Here is a 16,925-nt window from a genome sequence, read left to right on the forward strand (position 1 = left end):
GGCGCTCAGCGTTTCCGGTTCTTGCGGACAAACTTCTTGAGCCGCCTGCGCTTTTCGACCTGCCGGGGCGTGAGCTTGTTGCGACGCCCGGCATACGGGTTGTCACCCTCACGAAACACCAGCCGTACCGGCATGCCGGTCAGGCGGAAGTGCTTTCGGAAGGTGTTGACCAGGTAGCGCTGGTATTGGTCGGGAATACCCCGCACCCGATTGCCGTGAATCACGATCCGGGTCGGAAAGTGACCCCCACTATGGGCGTAGCGCAATTTGGGCGACTTGCGCTGCACCGCCGCCGGCGGATGAGCCGCCACGGCATCGCGCAGTGTGCGGGTGAGTGCGCCGGTGGGCAGTTCCTGCTCGCCGGCGGCATGCACGTGCTCGATGGCATCGGTGAGCTCGCCCAGCCCGCTCCCGTGCAAGGCGGAGATTGTCACCACCGGCGCAAAACGGGCGAAATCGAGCCGCTCGGCAACCTCCACGAGCACCGCGCGGCGGCGGTCATTGTCGATGGCATCCCATTTGTTGATCGCTATGACCAGTCCGCGTCCGGCCTCGATGACATGACCAGCCAGGCGGGCATCCTGTTCGGTAATGCCTTCGACGGCGTCACAGATCAGGCAGACGATGCGAGCTTGCTCGAGCGACTGTAGCGCCTTGATGGTGCTGAAGCGTTCCACGCCCTCGTGACTGCCCCGGCGGCGTCGAATACCGGCCGTGTCGATGAGGTGATAGCGGACGCCGTCGCGCTCGATGGTGGCGTGAATGGGATCCCGGGTGGTGCCGGCCACCGACGTGGCCAGGGCTCGCTCTTCGCCCAGCAGGCGATTCATGAGCGTCGACTTGCCGGCATTCGGCCGACCGATCAGCGCCAGACGCAGGCCGTCGTCGTCGGGCACACTGCTTTCTTCCGCCTCGGGCAGCAACTCGGCAAGTGCCTGGCCGAGGTGATCGAGTCCGCGCCGGTGGCTGGCCGAAATCGGACAGATTTCGCCCAGCCCCAGCTCCGCGGCTTCGGCAATCGCCAGGTCGGGATCCAACCCATCGGACTTGTTGACCACATGAACGACCGCTTTCCCGCGATTGCGCAGGTCGGTCGCGATCTCGTGTTCAACCGGAAGAATTCCGGCACGCGCGTCGGTCAGGAACAGGACCGCGTCGGCCTCGTCGATCGCCAGGCGGGTCTGGGCCTGGGCGCCCAGTTCGATCTCGCCACCCGCCTGGTCCAGCCCGCCCGTATCGACCAGAATCACCCTTCTCGCGCCCACCGTGGCGCGACCGTAGATGCGGTCGCGGGTGACACCGGGTGTATCCGCCACCAGCGCGTCCCGGGTCTGTGTCAACGCGTTGAACAGCGTTGACTTCCCGACATTCGGCCGCCCGACAATGGCGACCACCGGCAGCGTAGACATGGAAGGCCGCCCTAGCCCGAGCGGCTGACTCGCCAGGCGCTCAGCTCTCCGTCTTCGTCCAGCAGGTAAAGCGTATCCCCGACAACCAGCGGAGCCGAGACCGGTGCACTGCCGCTGGCCTTTTCACGTCCAACGATCTCGCCGTTGTCGGCGTCGAAGAAGTGCAGGTAACCGTCGAAATCGCCAACCGCAACCAGGCCGCCCAGGAACACCGGACGGGTCAAGTCGCGACGCAGAAGCTGATTGTCACGCCAGAGGGTGGTGCCGTTGCGACGATCGATCATCCAGACGTTGTCGTCCTTGTCGGTGACCGCCAGTTGCGTGCGACGCAAACTCAATCCGCTCGACGACGAAATCTCCTTGACCCAAAGCGTACGGCCGGATTCCAGTGCCAGGCCCGCCAGTCGACCGTGGTAACTCACCACGTAGAGTTCGGTACCGACGACCAGCATCGGGCCGTCGATATCGGCCAGACGTTCCAGCTCCGTGCGTCCTTCGGGTGCACTGACGCGCTGTTCCCACAGCACCGATCCATCCGAAACGCGAAGCGTCGTCACCTGCCCATCGTCGTAGCCGATGTAGGCCTGACCGGCCCGCGTCAGCGGATCGCCGTTGCCGCGAAGCGTCAGCAGGGGAACGCTGCGGTCATGCACCCAGAGGCGCGCGCCGTCGCTGCGATCCAGGCCGAATACCCGGCCATCGATACAGCGCGCGATGATGATGCCGTCATGCAGTACCGGCATGGAGAGAATTTCGGAAGACAACTGGGCGCGCCAGCGGATCGCGCCGGAACTGCGGTCGATGACCACCAGCTCACCGTCGAAAGTGCCGACGATAATCAACTCATCCGTTATGGTCGGTCCCGCGGAAATCGGCAACCCGATATCGATTTCACGCTCGATCCGCCCGGTTTCGCGATTGACGGCCGTGATCCGCCCCTTGTGATCGGCAGCCCAGATCTGGTCGCCGGCAGCCACGGGCCGGATGCGCGGCTGACTGCGGTTGATTCCGTCACCGGTATCGACGGACCAGACGCGGTCAATGGGCACCGATTGCTGAATATCGGTCAATTCAGCCGGCTGGAGTTCGTCGTCATCGCTGAACCAGCCGCCAATCGTCTGACAGCCTGCCAACAACAAGAGCACGGGGACCAGAGCGAGTAGTCGTCCAAGCCGGATCATGAAGCATCTCCGTCCGTCGTCGCGGCGTCGATCTTGATCTGCAGCAACCCCGGATTCCCACCGTCGGCCGTGCGCTGCGACAACGCCTCTTCCCAGGCTGAGCGCGCTTCGGCCACGCGTCCGCGCTCGAACAGCAGATCACCGCGTGCCTCAGCCCATGTCGCCTCGAATCCCTCGGGAGCGGACTCTTCCAGCAGCCCCAGCGCTTCCTCGTACTGGCCCTGGGCTTCGAGTACACGCGCCAGACGAAGCTTGGCCACCGGCCAGAGGGATTCAAGACGGCCGTTGTCGAGGATGCCGCGGTAGACATCGGCGGCCGGCGACAGCCGACCCGCTTCGATCCAGGCGGCGGCCAAGTGCATGCCGGCCAGACCGGTGTAGGCCGTCTCGCCCACCGCATCCTGCATGGCCTGATACTCCGACGCCGCGGATTCAAGGTTGCCGTCGGCCACTTGCTGGCGCACGACCTGATAGTAATCCGAACCCATCAACTGCTGTTCGGCGCGGTAATCCTGCCACTGGCGAAATCCGAAGATACCGCCGAATGCCAGTATCAGGGCGACGATGATCGCCGAGCTGTATTCCTTGATCCAGCGTCGGACGCGCTCACCCTGTTCGTGTTCGTCGTAAAGCTCTACAGCCATTTCAAATTGATCCTTGCGGTCGGCGTGATAAAAAGCCAGCTGTCTATGATAAATCAGTCATCGCGCTGCGCGGCAATCAATGACTGCAAGCGTTGCGGCAACTGTTCGAGGGCGACCACTTCCTGATCGGCGTCGCCACGCAGATCCTTGATCGCCGCCTCTCCACGGGCAAATTCGGCTTCTCCCAGGATGACGCACCAGCGTGCGCCACTGCGGTCAGCGCGCTTGAATTGCGAGCGCATGCTGCCGCCGGCCAGCGCGGTGGCCAGCGACAGGCCCGGCAAGTCGTCACGCAACTTCTCGGCCAGCGAAAGCATATCGCCGGCATCGACCTGGCTGACCAGGAAGACGTCGGCATTCTGGACATGCTCGACGCCGGCCGCCTCGAGCATCGCCAGGAGTCGTTCCACGCCCAGCGCAAAGCCAATGCCGGGTGTGTCGCGACCGCCCTGAATTGCCACCAGGTCATTGTAGCGACCGCCGGCACATACCGTGCCCTGGGCGCCGAGATCGTCGGTTACCCACTCGAAAACGGTGCGGCAATAGTAGTCGAGCCCGCGCACCAGGCCGGTGTTGACGCTGTATTCGATGCCCAGGCGATCGAGCAGCGAACATACGTTCCGGAAATGTTCGCGGGCGGCATCGCCGAGCTCGTCGGCCAGCCGGGGCGCATCCGCCATGATGGCGCGCGTTTCCTCGTTCTTGCTGTCGAAAATGCGCAAGGGATTGGTATCCAGTCGCCGCTGGCTGTCGGTATCGAGGCGATCCCTCAGCGGCGTCAGGTACTCGACGAGTTTCTGCCGGTAACGCTGGCGGTCCTCGCGATCACCCAGCGTGTTGATCTCGAGACGAATCCGTCCCGAAAGACCAAGCTCGCGCCAGAGCCGTTCACCCAGCGCAATCAGTTCCACATCGGCAGTGGGCTGTTCCAGGCCGAACACCTCGGCCCCGAACTGGTGAAACTGGCGCTGGCGTCCTTTCTGCGGACGTTCGTGGCGGAACATGGCCCCCTGATACCAGACCTTCAGGCCCGGAGAATGCAGCAAGCCGTGCTGGATGGCCGAGCGCACGACCGCTGCCGTGCCTTCCGGACGCAGGCTGAGCAGCTCACCGTTACGATCTTCGAAAGCGTACATCTCCTTCTCGACGACATCGGTGGCCTGGCCGATGGCGCGTGAGAAGACCTCGGCCTTTTCCAGTATCGGCAGGCGGATCTCGTGGAAATCGTAGGCCGCGAAAACACGGGCCAGACGCCCTTCCAGCCAACGCCACATGGGCGTCTTGTCCGGCAGGATGTCGTGCATGCCGCGAATCGACTGGATGTTGTTCATCTGTTTGCTTCCGTCAGAAATGACAAGCCCGCCGACGGCGGGCCCGGGCTACCGTTAAAGTCTCTCGTCAGCCAGTGCTCAACGCTGAACCTCGCCGTCACCGGAAATGGCGATTTCGGCCATGTCACCGCTCTCATCGCCTTCCCAGGTGACGGGATGGCCGTTGAACCGCAGCTTGACGGCACTGGAACGACCAACGAGCAGGCGAAAGGGTGGTTCACCCTCGTAGTTTCGAGTCTGCCCACTGCGCAACAGATCGTACTCCAGGCGGGTCCCTTCGGCATCATGAATCTCGATCCAGCTGTCCTCGAGCAGTTCCAGCTCCAGTGCACTCGGGGGCGGCCCGGCCTCCTCGGCCAAAGCTTCATCGGATGCATTCCCGACTTCCGCCGCAGCCGCGTCCACGGCGGGCTCACGGCGGGATTCTCTTGCCGGCCGGATGGGTTTGAGTGGTATGGCCGAGGCCGAGACGTGGCGATTCGTCGCAGCCTCGTCGGAAGGCAATTCCTCGCTGCTTGATCGATTCTCTGTGGCGTCACGCTGTTGTGCCGCCTCGGGCGCACCGGCCACGGTCGGCGGCTCTTCGGCGGCGACGTCACGCTCCAGCATGCGGGTCCCGCCGGCAATGAAGAAATAGACGAGCGGTGGAACAATAGCAACAGTTACAAGCGCATAGGTTGCAATCTTGAGGTACCGCTCGAGCCGCCATTCACCCCTCGACACCGGCAGAACCTCTTGCAATTCGGGCAGTATATCTTCGCCGGCATCGACCAGCAGGGCATCGGGCTCGATATCCAGCAGCTGCGCATAATTGCGGATATAGCCACGTCGATAGATGCTGGAAAGCTGGTCGACCTGGCCGGTCTCGATATCGTTGATGATCATGCCGGGCAGGTGCAATCGCCGGGCAACGTCGTCCTGTTCGAGACCAAGTTCTTCTCGTCGACGCCGTAGTTCAGCGCCGATACGCTCGTATTTCCGTTCCGCTTCTTCCTGTTGTGCCTGTTCGTTGTTTGCGCTGGTGTGTTCAGTCATCTTGGCTGGTCTGTTGTCTTATGTCTCGAGCTTCGGCCGACTCGGGAAATTCCTCCTCGAGTCGTCTGAAGTAGCGGGCGGCTTCCCGCTCGTTGCCAAGCCGCTGCTCGATCCGGTACCCCAGCAGTAATGCTTCCGGATCGACCCCCGCGGCCGCCTCGTAACGCTGCATGAACGCTCTGGCCTTGAAGGCCTCGTCTCGTTGCAGGAACAGGCGTGCCAGATGGTAGAGCGCGTTGGGATGCTCTGAATTGATATCCAGGGCCTCGCGCAAATAATCCTCCGCTTCATCATACCGGTTGCTGCGAATGGCGCAGGAACCGGCATTCGAGTAAGCAACTTCCCGCGTATCGTAAAACGGATCGTCGATGGCGCGCCGAAAGAGCTCGTCGGCCTCCTCGTACTCACCCTCGCGGCAAAGGAAGGTTGCGTAACTGTTGAGCGTTGCGCCGTCCTCGGGCGCCAGGCGAACCGCTTCACTGAAATAGCGCCGTGCACGCGATTCGCGGCCGAGCCGCTCCTGGATCAGGGCCAGGGTGACATAGGCCGGAACGTGTGCCGGGTCCAGCTCGATCGCCCGTTCCAGTTTGTCGATGGCCACTTCCAGGTCGCCGCGCTCGAAATAGCCCACGCCCAGGCGTGTGTTGACGTCGGCGGCCTGCACCGGACTGACCCGGTCCATCCCCTTTCGCCCGCTCTGCCCCGGCTGGGACTGCGTGGTGGCACATCCGCCGACGACCACGACCAGGAGCAACAGCACGAACAGGCGAAACCCGGTCATGAGGCCACCGCTTGGCGAGCGAGTTGCTGCTGGACAACCTGGCGTCGCTGATTCGGACTGAGAAGCTTGCCCACCAACTGGCCGCAGGCCGCATCGATATCCTCGCCGCGCGTCTTGCGCACCGTGGTGATCAAGCCGGCCGCACGGGTGATGCTCTGGAACTCGTAGATCGCCTCGTCCGAAGAACAGCGAAACGGCGTGCCGGGAAACGGATTGAAGGGGATCAGATTGATTTTCGACGGCAGTACGCTGAGCAGACGCACCAGCGCACGCGCGTGCTCCGGGCGGTCGTTGACGCCATCGATCATGGTGTATTCGAAGGTGACCGAGCGTCGCGGGCGCGCCTTGATGAAGCGCTTGCAGGCCGCTATGAGCTCTTCGACCGGATACTTGCGGTTGAGCGGCACGAGCCGGTAGCGCAAATCGTTGTCTGCGGCGTGCAGGGATACCGCCAGCGCGAAATCCTCGCCGTCCGACAGGGCGTCGATTCCGGGAATGACGCCCGAGGTGGAAATCGTGACGCGGCGTGCGGCCAGACCGTAGGCCAGGTCGTCACGCAAGAGCGACAGCGTCGGCTTCACCGCGTTCAGGTTGAGCATGGGCTCGCCCATACCCATGAACACGACGTTGGTTATGCGCTGTTCGTCGCCGTAAAGTTCATGCAAGCGCTGAGCGGCCTGCCAGACCTGGCCGATAATTTCCGACGAATCCAGGTTGCGGCTGAAACCCTGCGTGGCGGTCGAGCAGAACGTGCAGTTGAGCATGCAGCCCACCTGCGAGGAAATGCACAGCGTGCCGCGGCTGGTTTCCGGGATGTAGACGGTCTCGACAGCGTTGCCGCCGGCGATCGACATCAGCCACTTGATGGTGCCGTCCGCCGATCGCTGTTCACGCGTGACCGACGGCGGCGCGACACCCGCCGCTGTCGCCAGGCGCTCGCGCAACGCCCTCGACAGATCCGTCATCTCCGAAAAATCGGTCACGCCGCGCTGGTGAATCCACTGCAGCAACTGGCGTGCACGAAACGGTTTTTCGCCGAGTTCGACGAAAAATCGCTCCAGCCCTGCCCGATCAAGACCGAGCAGGTTCGTGATTTCTTGAGGCCCTGCGGGCATGTGCGTGATTTCGCTGATAATTACCGCGAGTATATCTCATCAGCGCCGAAAAAGAAGGCGATTTCCTCTTTTGCCGTATCCTCGCCGTCCGAGCCGTGCACGGCGTTGGCGTCGATACTGGAGGCAAAATCGGCCCGAATCGTGCCGGGAGCGGCCTGGCGCGGGTCGGTGGCACCCATCAATTCGCGGTTTCGGACGACGGCATCCTCACCTTCGAGCACCTGGACCATCACCGGGCCCGAGGTCATGAACTCAACCAGATCGTTGAAGAAGGGCCGTTCACGATGGACCGCGTAGAATCCTTCGGCCTCTTCACGGGTAAGATGCTTCATTCGTGCGGCGACGATTTTCAGGCCGGCGCGCTCGAAGCGCGTAAAGATTTCACCGATGATGTTCTTGGCCACGGCATCGGGCTTGATGATGGACAGTGTGCGTTCCATTCCTGCTCCTTGGGATCAAACTGGAAATAAGTAACTCGCCCACACGGCCTTTTGACGCCATCGGGCAAACCGCGAATTGTATACCTGAATGGCTGCCGATTCATGCCCCGACCCGGTTGTTTTCCGCAATCAGCCCGTCAAAAGGGCTTGTACCCGAGGATATTGGGTGCTCATAATGAACTTTCCGGATCCGGGCGCTGCGCAAACCGGGGGAACAGATTAATACCCGTATGCACACGATCCGAACAGCGTCCGGCTGCATTTTTCGGGAAGGGATAATGCGCCAACTCATCGGTGTGACGGCAGCTTGTGTGCTGTTGTGGTCAATCATGCCCGGCCTGGCTCTTGCCCAGGTCGGCCAACTGCCGTTCGATGAATTGCATCGCCAGACCTGGACCACCCGTCAGGGCCTCCCGCACAACACCGTCAACGATATAGCCCAGACACCCGACGGCTACCTTTGGTTCGCGACCTGGGAAGGCATCGCGCGATTCAACGGTCACCGCTTCAGAATCTTTCAGCGCGGCCCGACCACGGGCTTACCCGATGCAGGCTCCCTGTCGCTTTCGGTCGACGATCAGGGCCGGCTACTGGCAGCCGGCGCCCGCGGCGGGCTTTCCGTCGCCGATGGCCCCCGGTGGCAGCCATTGCCTACCGCTCCGACCATGATCTCGCACGCGCTTATCGACAGCCGCGGCCAACTGTGGATTGCGACCCAGGGCGCCGGCGTCATTCACCGCGAATTCCGGGAGGACGGCAGCACCGTGGCCAGGGAAACGCTTCTGCCAGGCGCTTCCGCCTATCAGATTCTCGAGGACGATCGGGGGCTCTGGGCGGGTACCTCCAGGGGGCTGCTACGAATCACCCATGACGGAGAACACAGCCTGGTCGGTGCCGAACAACTGCCCCCGTCCCCGGTACTCAGCCTGCTCGAGAGCTCCGACAGGGGGTTGCTGGTGGGTACCGAACAGGGGCTTTACGTGCGTAACGCCGCCGACAAGCCGTTCGAACTTCTGCATGAAGCATTCGAAAACCTGGCCGTAAGCACGCTACTCGAGGACGACAGCGGCGCACTCTGGATCGGCACCATCAACTCGGGCCTGTTTCGTCTCAACAAACGGGGCGTGCAACGACTCGATACCGATGAAGGCCTGCCCAACAACCGCGTCGTATCGCTGTTTCAGGATTTCGAAAAAAGTCTGTGGGTGGGCACCAATGGTGGTCTGTTGCGCCTGCGCTCGGCACCGTTCGTGACCACCACGCGCGATCAGGGCCTGGTCGGCAACTATGTGCGCGCCGTCATGCCGCACTCGGACGGCAGCCTCTGGGTCGGAACCAGCGAGGGTGTCAGCCGGATTGACGGAGACCGGATAACGACCATACGCGATGGCGAACGCGCCCTGCCCCTGTCCACCCTCAGCCTTGCCGAATTACCGGGGGGCGATGTGCTCATCGGCACCCATTCCGACGGCGTCCTCCACTGGCGGGATGGCCGAATCGTGGCGCGCCACAATCGCAGCACTGGCCTGCCGTCGAACGACATCCGCTATCTGCACGCGAAGAGTGAGGCAGCGATATGGGTGGCGACGGCCAGCGGCCTGGCGAGAATCCATCGTGATGGAACGCAGGTCTACATGCCCGAAGACGGGTTGCCCGGTGATTTTGTCATCGCCGTCAAGGAAGATAGCCGGGGCGAAATCTGGGTCGGCACGGGTTTCGGCCTGGCGCGTTTCAAAGGGAGCGATTTCGAGCCGATCTCCTTCTACCACCTCGACGAAACCATGTACGTTTACGGCATCCATGAAGACCGTGAGCAGTACTTGCTGTGGCTGGCGACCGACCGCGGGCTAATCCGCTACGACCCGGAGTCAGGACACGGCGATCTGGTCGGTCGCGACGCCGGCATGCCAGTCGACAAGCTGTTCCATGTGGTTGACGACCGTCACGGTGCTTTCTGGCTGACCAGCAATCGCGGCATTATCCGGGTTATCAAGCGTCAGGCCGAAGCCGTGGCCGATGGCCGGCGCGAGACCATCGACTTCGAGCTCTACACCGAGGGTGACGGCCTGCTCAGCGCGCAAGCCAACGGTGGCGCCGGCCCGCCGGCCGCCTGGCACGCAGGCAGGGTCTGGGTCGCAACGTCGGCGGGCCTAGCGCGCGTTGATCCCGAACACCTCACCCGCTACGAAAACACCACGCTACCGGTCAGCATCGAGCACTTCGAGGCCGACGGACGAGTCATGCCGATCGACGGGCCCGTCAGTCTCAAGGCGGGCACCGAACGCGTGGTCGTCCAGTATGCCGGGCTCGGTTTCATCATGCCGCAGCGAATCCGCTATCGGACGCAGCTCGAAGGCTTCAACGACGACTGGGTCGAACGCCAGGGACAGAATGTCGCCGAGTACACCAACCTCGGCCCAGGCGAATACGTCTTTCGCGTATCCGCCGCCTACCCGTACGGCAACTGGAACGGTTCCGAAACCACCCTGCGTTTCTCCATTGCACCCCTGCCCTGGCAGCGCGCCTGGTTCTGGGTGCTGGTCGCCCTGGGACTGGTGGGCCTGATCGCGCTCGCTACGCAATGGCGGATGCGCCGACTCGAGATGCGCGCCGATCAATTGCGCGCCCAGGTCGAGGAAAAAACCCGCGAACTCAAGCAACAGGCTGAAGACTTCGAGCGCCAGGCCCGCATCGACCAGCTCACCGGCCTCGCCAACCGGCGGGCATTCGACGAGTGGCTGGCGAAGGAATTCCAACGCAGCCACGAGGATAACCGCCCACTGAGCCTGGTCGTCATGGACCTGGACCACTTCAAGCAGATCAACGACGAATACTCGCACCTCATCGGCGACGAAGTGATGTGCGTCGTTGCCGACGTACTGCGCGAGCACGTGCGCATCGGCGATCAGGCGGCGCGCTGGGGCGGCGAGGAATTCACGCTGACCTTCCACGATATCGACAGTGACCGGGCCGCGCAGATCAGTGAGCGTATCCGCAAGTCGATCGAAACCACCGATTTCGGTCAGCTCGCCCACGGATTGCACATCACGGCCAGTTTCGGCGTGAGCGACAACCGCCACGCGAACAGCTATGAAGATCTGCTGCGACAGGCCGATCAGGCGCTCATGCAGGCCAAGGCTGAAGGCCGGAATCGAGTCGCAATGCACGGTTCCACGAGCAATTCGTGAAATAACGCCCGAACACCGGAGAAACTTGCGCTACACCGCGATTCACGCCTGCCATGACTTCGCTATACTGCTTGGTCAAGGATCCAAAAAAGGGGTATAAGGTCTTGAATCCGTTCGAATGCATTCGGCTCGCCGGCCACGCATTCGCCGCCTGTGTGTCCGCCTGCCTGGAAGGCAACTGCGCATGAGTCGTCTCCCGCTCACCAGGCGTCGCGGCGGCAGCATCCTCGTGCCGACGGCCATCAGCTTGCTGGTGGCCGCCCTGCTGATCTGGTCGGTCGTCGACGAGTGGCGATTTGCGCAGCAGAGAATCGGCGTGGCCATCGACGAAACCGAACAGGGGCTCATGATCGATGTCGTCGAGCCGGACACGCCGGCGGCTCAGGCCGGGTTGCAGGTCGGCGACCGGCTCCTCAGCCTTGAAGGTAACGCCTTTTCGACCCTTTCCGAACTGGACGAGATACTCGAGCGACACCAGGAGCCCGGCAAGCCGCTTCGGGGCCGAATCGAACGTGACGGCCGCACGGTCGATATCGAACTGACCCCCGGCACCGCCCTGGATCTCGCCGGGCTGCTCGCCAAATTCGTACTCGTTGCCGCGTATCTGGGGCTTGCAGCCCTGGCGGGCCGTTATCAAAAGCAGGACCTACGGGCGCGCATCCTCACCATCTTCGTCGCCCTCGTTGCGATCGAACTGGCCATTCCAGACGGTCACACGCTGGGCACACTGGCGATTACCGCCAGCGTGCTCTTCTGGCTTTTGTCGACGGGTGCGCAAATCGGCATGGAGCTGCATCTCGTCAGCCTCATCCCGGGGCGATTGCCCGTCCTGAAGCGGCATCCTCGACTGGTCTGGGGCTACTACGCAATCGGAGCCGGAGCCGGCCTGGGGCTGACGGGCCTGGCCGTCCACCAATGGTATTTCGCGGCCCCCGGTGGACCCGATCTGCTGGGCGTGGCCGAGACGACGGTCTTTCTCACCTGGGCCATATCGGCGGTCGGTATTCTCTCCTGGCAGGCCTGGCGCGCGGACTCTGCACGCGCGACCAACCAGGCACTCATGGTGCTCGCCGGCCTTCTGCCCTGGGCCATCTACGTCATTGTCTCGAGCCTGTGGTCGGGCTGGGCCGGGCTGGATCCGGACATCGCCGAACAGATCGAAAACATCGTTCTGCTGATCTTCCCGGCCACGGTCTTCCTGGCCATCTTCCGGTACGGCCTGTTTGACGTCGAAACACTTGTCCGGCGGGGCCTGGTCTACGGCTCGGTGACCGTCCTGGTCATCGTCGTGCTATATACGCTGCTCACCACGGCGCTGCCTCTGGTCGAACGCCAGCTGGGCACCCAGACCGGTCAGTGGATCATCACGGCCTGCGCACTACTGATCGGTGTTCTGTTTCGCCCGCTCCGACACGGTATCGAACGCCTGGTCGAGCGAGGATTCTTCCCCTCACGCCGCGCGTTGCGTTATCTCCTCATCCAGGTCGCACGCGGCCTGTCCACGCAGAACCGGCTCGAAAGCCTCATCCAGCAGCTTGCCAATGACACCCGGGAAGCGATGGATCTGAGCTGGTCGGCAGTCGTGGCCGTGGACGAGCCACAGAAAGGCCTGGCCACGGCATTCAGCGAAGGTATCGAGCCGAAACAGCGGGATCGACTGACCTGGCTACTCAACGAACGCTCCGAGGCGTTCGAGATCCTCGACCGCCTGCGTCGCCCGATCACGGTCAACCGGCTTCGGCGACAAAATGAGCAAGCGGCCGAAGATCTGAGCACGGCGGGTGCCGAGGTCCTGCTTCCCCTTTATTTCCAGCGCCGAATGATCGGCATTCTCTGCCTGGGCAGGAAACTCAACGGCGAGTTGTTCCGCCGTGAAGAAATCGAACTGCTCGACCTGTTCTCGCACCAGATCGCCACGAGCCTGGAGAACCTGCGCCTGTTCCAGGACGCGACCTACGAGGAGCTCACCGGCCTGTTGCGCCGCGAAGTCGTTCTGCGCCAGCTCGATACCGAGGCTGCCCGCGCCGTTCGCAAGAACACACCGTTGTCCGTGTGCATGATCGACCTCGATCACTTCAAGGCCGTCAATGACGCCCACGGCCATCTGTTCGGCGACCGCATCCTCGCCCGCGTCGCCGAAGTGATGCGCGAACGCGTGCGTGCCGTCGATGCACTGGGACGCTACGGGGGCGAGGAGTTCCTCCTGGTGCTCCCCGACACCGACGGGGAAGGCGCGCGCAAGCTTGCCGAAGAACTGCGTAGAGCCGTTGCGGATCTGGCCTTCGAAGTTCCCGACGAAAGCGGCACGCTGGGCGTGACAATCTCCATTGGTACGGCCACCGGAACATCCGACGATGACGATGCAGACGAGTTCGCAGCCCGACTGTTGCGCGGCGCCGATAATGCGGTCTTCCAGGCCAAGTCCAGCGGACGCAACCGCATCGTCGACGGGTCCTGAGGCAAGAACGTGGACGGCTCCCCGAGTACGGCAAAAATTTCCGTCGAGTCGCTTGACGAATCAGTGCTCAACCAGCAAAATATGCGGCTTCACGATTCCCCGGTAGCTCAGCTGGTTAGAGCGGGTGACTGTTAATCACTAGGTCGTTGGTTCGAATCCGACCCGGGGAGCCAGATTCGAAAAGGCCCTGCACGGTATCATCCGTACAGGGCCTTTTTCTTTTCCGGGGTATGCCCGATGTGCGGACGCGGCGGTCACGAGTTTTCCTGGCGGCAAGTTCATGAATACCTCGACTTGTTCGGCAACCCGCCCGATGACGGGCTGCGACTGCTCAACGTCGCGCCGTCCACGCGTCGTGGCGATACCGTCCGCTGGACCGTCCTGCCGGCGGCCATCCTCGACGAGCAGGGCCGCCGCGTGCTCGATCACATGGTCTGGCCGCTGATTCCCGCCTGGATGAAGGGCGATCTGCCGAAGTTCTCGACCGCCAACTGTCGCAGCGAGCCCGATACCCCGTTTTCCGAGACCGTCTCGAAAAAACCGACTTTCCGCAGCGCCTGGAAGCACGGCCGGCGCTGCCTGGTGCCCTTTTCCTGGTTCTACGAGTGGGACCAGCGCAGCAAGCCCAAGCAGCCCTGGCGCGTGATGCCGGCCGCCGCCCCGATGCTGATATTCGCCGGGCTCTGGGACGTCTCGACCACCCCCGAGGGCGAAACACGCCGCTCGTTCACGCTCATTACCACCGAACCCAACGGCCTGCTGCGCGACATCGGTCACCACCGCGCACCGGTGATGCTCGACGAAGGTCAGTGGTCCACCTGGCTGGGTGGTTCGCCGGAGGAAGCCGAACGACTGCTCGAGCCACCGCCGGAGGGCAGCCTGCGCGCCGAGCCGGTCACGACCCGCGTCAACAATCCCGAATATCAAGAAGAAGATTTGCTTAAGCCCATCGAAGTGTCCAAAGGTCAGGCCAGGCTGGGCTTTTAGGGGCTTCGATCAAGAGAAATCTCAAATCTCAAGCACCAAATAACAAACAAATTCGAAGCACCAATGTTCGAATGACCGAAACGAAAAACCAGTGGCTCGTCGAAGCCCGCGTAGGTCGTCCGTCGGCGATGTAACGCCGACCTACGCGGGTTTCGTTTGGAACATTCGAATTTCGATCATTCGAATTTGTTTCGGATTTGGTGCTTCGGATTTGAAAATTTCGGTCAGTCGAACAGACCGTGAATAAACCATCCCTCCCGCGGCTGGTGTTCGTGGAAAACCCATAGCCGACGGCCGTGGCGGTCGCGGGCGACGAAATAATCGCGTCGGCAGTCTTGTTCATCCCACCAGCCGGCCTCGATGCGTTCCGGCCCATCCTCCAGGCGCAAGTTCTCGCGCCGGCAGGGCCGGGGCTCGGGCAATAGCCAGGTCGGGCGCGGTCGTTTGTCGCTGCAGCTTGCCGGCGTGCCCGGCTCGACCCAGCGCCAGGCCTTTTCCGGGCGGTGGTCGGACTGCGGGGCCAGCCCGGACAGGCCCTCATCTCCGAGCCTCGCCTTGAGCCGGTCCAGCAGCGCCGGCCAGGCATCGCCGCGGTTGTTGCCGTTCCACAGGTCCGCCTGGGGCGGGCGATGCTCATCGGTGCTTTCGGCGCGCAGCTCGACGGCTTCCACCGGACCGGGCAACTCGAGCTTGTCGAGCTTGAGCGCAAGCAACTCCAGCAAGCGCTCGGCATCCATGCCGGGACGCGACAGGCCGACCCGAACGGGTACGCTGCCGCCGCCGTCCTCTCGCTGAAGCGCGATGTGCAGGCGCGTGAGCGCCCGGTCACGGACTTCGAGCCAGTGTGCCGTGCGGGCGACGGCACGGCGCAGCACGAACAACAGGGCCGAACTGTCGCTGCTGGCCGCGGGCAGCTCCAGACGCAGCCGGAACGTTTCCGGCGGCTGCCAGGCGATCAGCGGCGTCGACACCCGCCCTTCCAGGCAAGCCAGGTGCCGGTTCAGCTCCGGCCCGAAGCGCCTTGCCCGCTCGGGCGCCGGCAGGCGCAGCAACTCCGCCACGGAATTCAGCCCACAGCCCGCCAGGGCCTGCGCCTGGCTGTCGTCCAGGGCCAGGGCGGTCAGCGCAAGCCCGTGCAGGGTCTTGCGCATGGCACCGCGGCTTGCCGCATGCAGGCCGTGGCGGGCAAACAGCCGGGCCGTGACGGCCACCGGCGCCGACCCGGTTCGCACCGGCAGGCCGGCTTGCTCGAGCTGCGCGCAGAGCGTTTCGACCAGCGGCCGCAGACCGCCGTAGAGCCGCCGGCTGCCGGCGATTTCCAGCAGTACGCCGTCGGGTGGCGCCAGCACCACCTGGCTGCTGCCGCGCCAGGCGCCCAGCGCCAGCTGTTCGAGCAGCGAGCGTTCGGCCGCCGAATGACGTGGCCGGCTGTGCAGGGCCGGCGCGACGGCCAGCGCCGTGCTCAGCGGCTGGCCCGGCACCACCCCGACCCGGCGCGCGGCCGCGCCGGCCTGCAGGATCACGTGGCGCCCCCGCTGATGGCCGTGCACGGCGTGCAGCTCGGGCATCTCCCGGTCGCACTGCCAGGCCGCCAGCAGGGGCAGCTGCGGGCAGTGCAGGCCCAGCCAGAGTTCAGGATGAGGCGTGGGCATGACGACGATAGCGTTCCAGATCGAGAACGGACTCGGAGGCCGGGCCCAGGCGCCTCGACTCAACCAGCCCGGCCGGGCTGCGCAGGATCTCGACGCCGGAACCGGGGCTCAGGCCCAGGCGCAGGGCAGAAACGGACGGCGGCGGCGACTGCTCAGGGCGATAGACGACAAAAGTTGGCCCCGGGCTGTGCTCGGCGGCCAGCTGCAGGCGGCGCACGGCGCGCTCCCCTACCCGCCCGGCCGGTGGCCAGACCGCGACGCTGCCGCACAGGCCGCTTTTGAGGCACTGCTCGGCCGCCCACAGCACCTCGGTGGCTTCGCGCACCACAAGCAGGTGTTCGAGCGCCACGCCCGCCCCGGCCATCGCCTGCGGCCCCGGCACCATGACCGGGCCGGCCAGCACCACCGGCTGCCCCTGTTGCGTGCAGCGCGCCAGCAGCGGCAGCAGCAAACCCAGTTCACCGCAGCCGCTCACGCGCGGCAAAAGCTCGGTCAGCCGCCCCAGCGGCCAGCCGCCGCCCGGCAGGCCGCGGTCGAGCCAGTCCAGGCCGGTAGGCACGGCCGGCAAAGACCTGCGGGCACGCCCGCGCCACAAGTCGGGACGGTGATCCAGCAGTTGTTCGAGTCGTGCTTCGGCCGACATTGCGGGCTCCGTTCGGGTGGACCAGAATACTGTATAAGTTTACAGTTTCTCAAAACCCGCG

General features: G+C 63.8%; 13 protein-coding genes and 1 tRNA gene. 4 read left to right on the forward strand and 10 right to left on the reverse strand.

Annotated features, from left to right (window positions below):
- Positions 1-5: 5 nt before the first annotated feature.
- From der to ndk, 8 genes are all read right to left on the reverse strand, one after another.
- A complete protein-coding gene (gene der / locus DZK26_RS07655; RefSeq protein WP_116897591.1) occupies positions 6-1,409 on the reverse strand; it encodes a ribosome biogenesis GTPase Der in 1,404 nt (467 codons plus the stop codon).
- An 11-nt stretch (positions 1,410-1,420) separates the two neighbouring features.
- Positions 1,421-2,590 carry an outer membrane protein assembly factor BamB gene (bamB, locus tag DZK26_RS07660; protein WP_116897592.1) on the reverse strand — a complete coding sequence of 390 codons (1,170 nt, stop codon included), beginning with the start codon at positions 2,588-2,590 and terminating at the stop codon, positions 1,421-1,423.
- Positions 2,587-3,234, reverse strand: a complete 648-nt coding sequence (locus DZK26_RS07665; RefSeq protein ID WP_116897593.1) for a tetratricopeptide repeat protein — start codon at positions 3,232-3,234, stop codon at positions 2,587-2,589. Before DZK26_RS07665 ends, bamB begins: the two co-directional genes overlap by 4 nt.
- A 53-nt stretch (positions 3,235-3,287) precedes the next feature.
- Positions 3,288-4,565 carry a histidine--tRNA ligase gene (hisS, locus tag DZK26_RS07670; RefSeq protein WP_116897594.1) on the reverse strand — a complete coding sequence of 426 codons (1,278 nt, stop codon included), beginning with the start codon at positions 4,563-4,565 and terminating at the stop codon, positions 3,288-3,290.
- A gap of 78 nt (positions 4,566-4,643) precedes the next feature.
- Complete coding sequence (locus DZK26_RS07675) at positions 4,644-5,600, reverse strand: RodZ domain-containing protein (RefSeq protein WP_116897595.1); 957 nt, start codon at positions 5,598-5,600, stop codon at positions 4,644-4,646.
- Positions 5,593-6,381, reverse strand: coding sequence for a type IV pilus biogenesis/stability protein PilW (gene pilW, locus DZK26_RS07680; protein WP_116897596.1), 789 nt, complete (start codon positions 6,379-6,381; stop codon positions 5,593-5,595). Before pilW ends, DZK26_RS07675 begins: the two co-directional genes overlap by 8 nt.
- Positions 6,378-7,496 carry a 23S rRNA (adenine(2503)-C(2))-methyltransferase RlmN gene (gene rlmN, locus DZK26_RS07685; protein ID WP_116897597.1) on the reverse strand — a complete coding sequence of 373 codons (1,119 nt, stop codon included), beginning with the start codon at positions 7,494-7,496 and terminating at the stop codon, positions 6,378-6,380. Before rlmN ends, pilW begins: the two co-directional genes overlap by 4 nt.
- Positions 7,497-7,516: 20 nt before the next feature.
- Positions 7,517-7,936 carry a nucleoside-diphosphate kinase gene (gene ndk, locus DZK26_RS07690; RefSeq protein ID WP_116897598.1) on the reverse strand — a complete coding sequence of 140 codons (420 nt, stop codon included), beginning with the start codon at positions 7,934-7,936 and terminating at the stop codon, positions 7,517-7,519.
- Between the two features lie 278 nt (positions 7,937-8,214).
- Here ndk and DZK26_RS07695 point away from each other — a divergent pair, with 278 nt between their 5' ends.
- The 4 genes from DZK26_RS07695 to DZK26_RS07710 all read left to right on the forward strand — a co-directional run bounded on the left by DZK26_RS07695 (position 8,215) and on the right by DZK26_RS07710 (position 14,569).
- Positions 8,215-11,124 (forward strand): diguanylate cyclase, encoded by a 2,910-nt coding sequence (locus DZK26_RS07695; protein WP_181918309.1) that lies wholly within the window; start codon positions 8,215-8,217, stop codon positions 11,122-11,124.
- A gap of 184 nt (positions 11,125-11,308) precedes the next feature.
- Positions 11,309-13,582: a diguanylate cyclase gene (locus DZK26_RS07700; RefSeq protein WP_181918310.1), complete on the forward strand. Its 2,274-nt coding sequence runs from the start codon at positions 11,309-11,311 to the stop codon at positions 13,580-13,582.
- 96 nt (positions 13,583-13,678) lie between these two features.
- A tRNA-Asn gene (locus DZK26_RS07705) sits at positions 13,679-13,755 on the forward strand.
- A 64-nt stretch (positions 13,756-13,819) separates the two neighbouring features.
- Positions 13,820-14,569, forward strand: a complete 750-nt coding sequence (locus DZK26_RS07710; protein ID WP_116897601.1) for an SOS response-associated peptidase — start codon at positions 13,820-13,822, stop codon at positions 14,567-14,569.
- A gap of 224 nt (positions 14,570-14,793) precedes the next feature.
- On the opposite strand, the gene DZK26_RS07715 is transcribed toward DZK26_RS07710, so the two are convergent.
- Positions 14,794-16,221, reverse strand: coding sequence for a DNA polymerase Y family protein (locus DZK26_RS07715; protein WP_116897602.1), 1,428 nt, complete (start codon positions 16,219-16,221; stop codon positions 14,794-14,796).
- Positions 16,202-16,864 carry a translesion DNA synthesis-associated protein ImuA gene (imuA, locus tag DZK26_RS07720; RefSeq protein ID WP_116897603.1) on the reverse strand — a complete coding sequence of 221 codons (663 nt, stop codon included), beginning with the start codon at positions 16,862-16,864 and terminating at the stop codon, positions 16,202-16,204. Before imuA ends, DZK26_RS07715 begins: the two co-directional genes overlap by 20 nt.
- Between the last annotated feature and the right edge of the window lie 61 nt (positions 16,865-16,925).

Origin of the sequence: Wenzhouxiangella sp. 15190 (assembly GCF_003417465.1) — a bacterium.
Lineage (GTDB): Bacteria > Pseudomonadota > Gammaproteobacteria > Xanthomonadales > Wenzhouxiangellaceae > Wenzhouxiangella.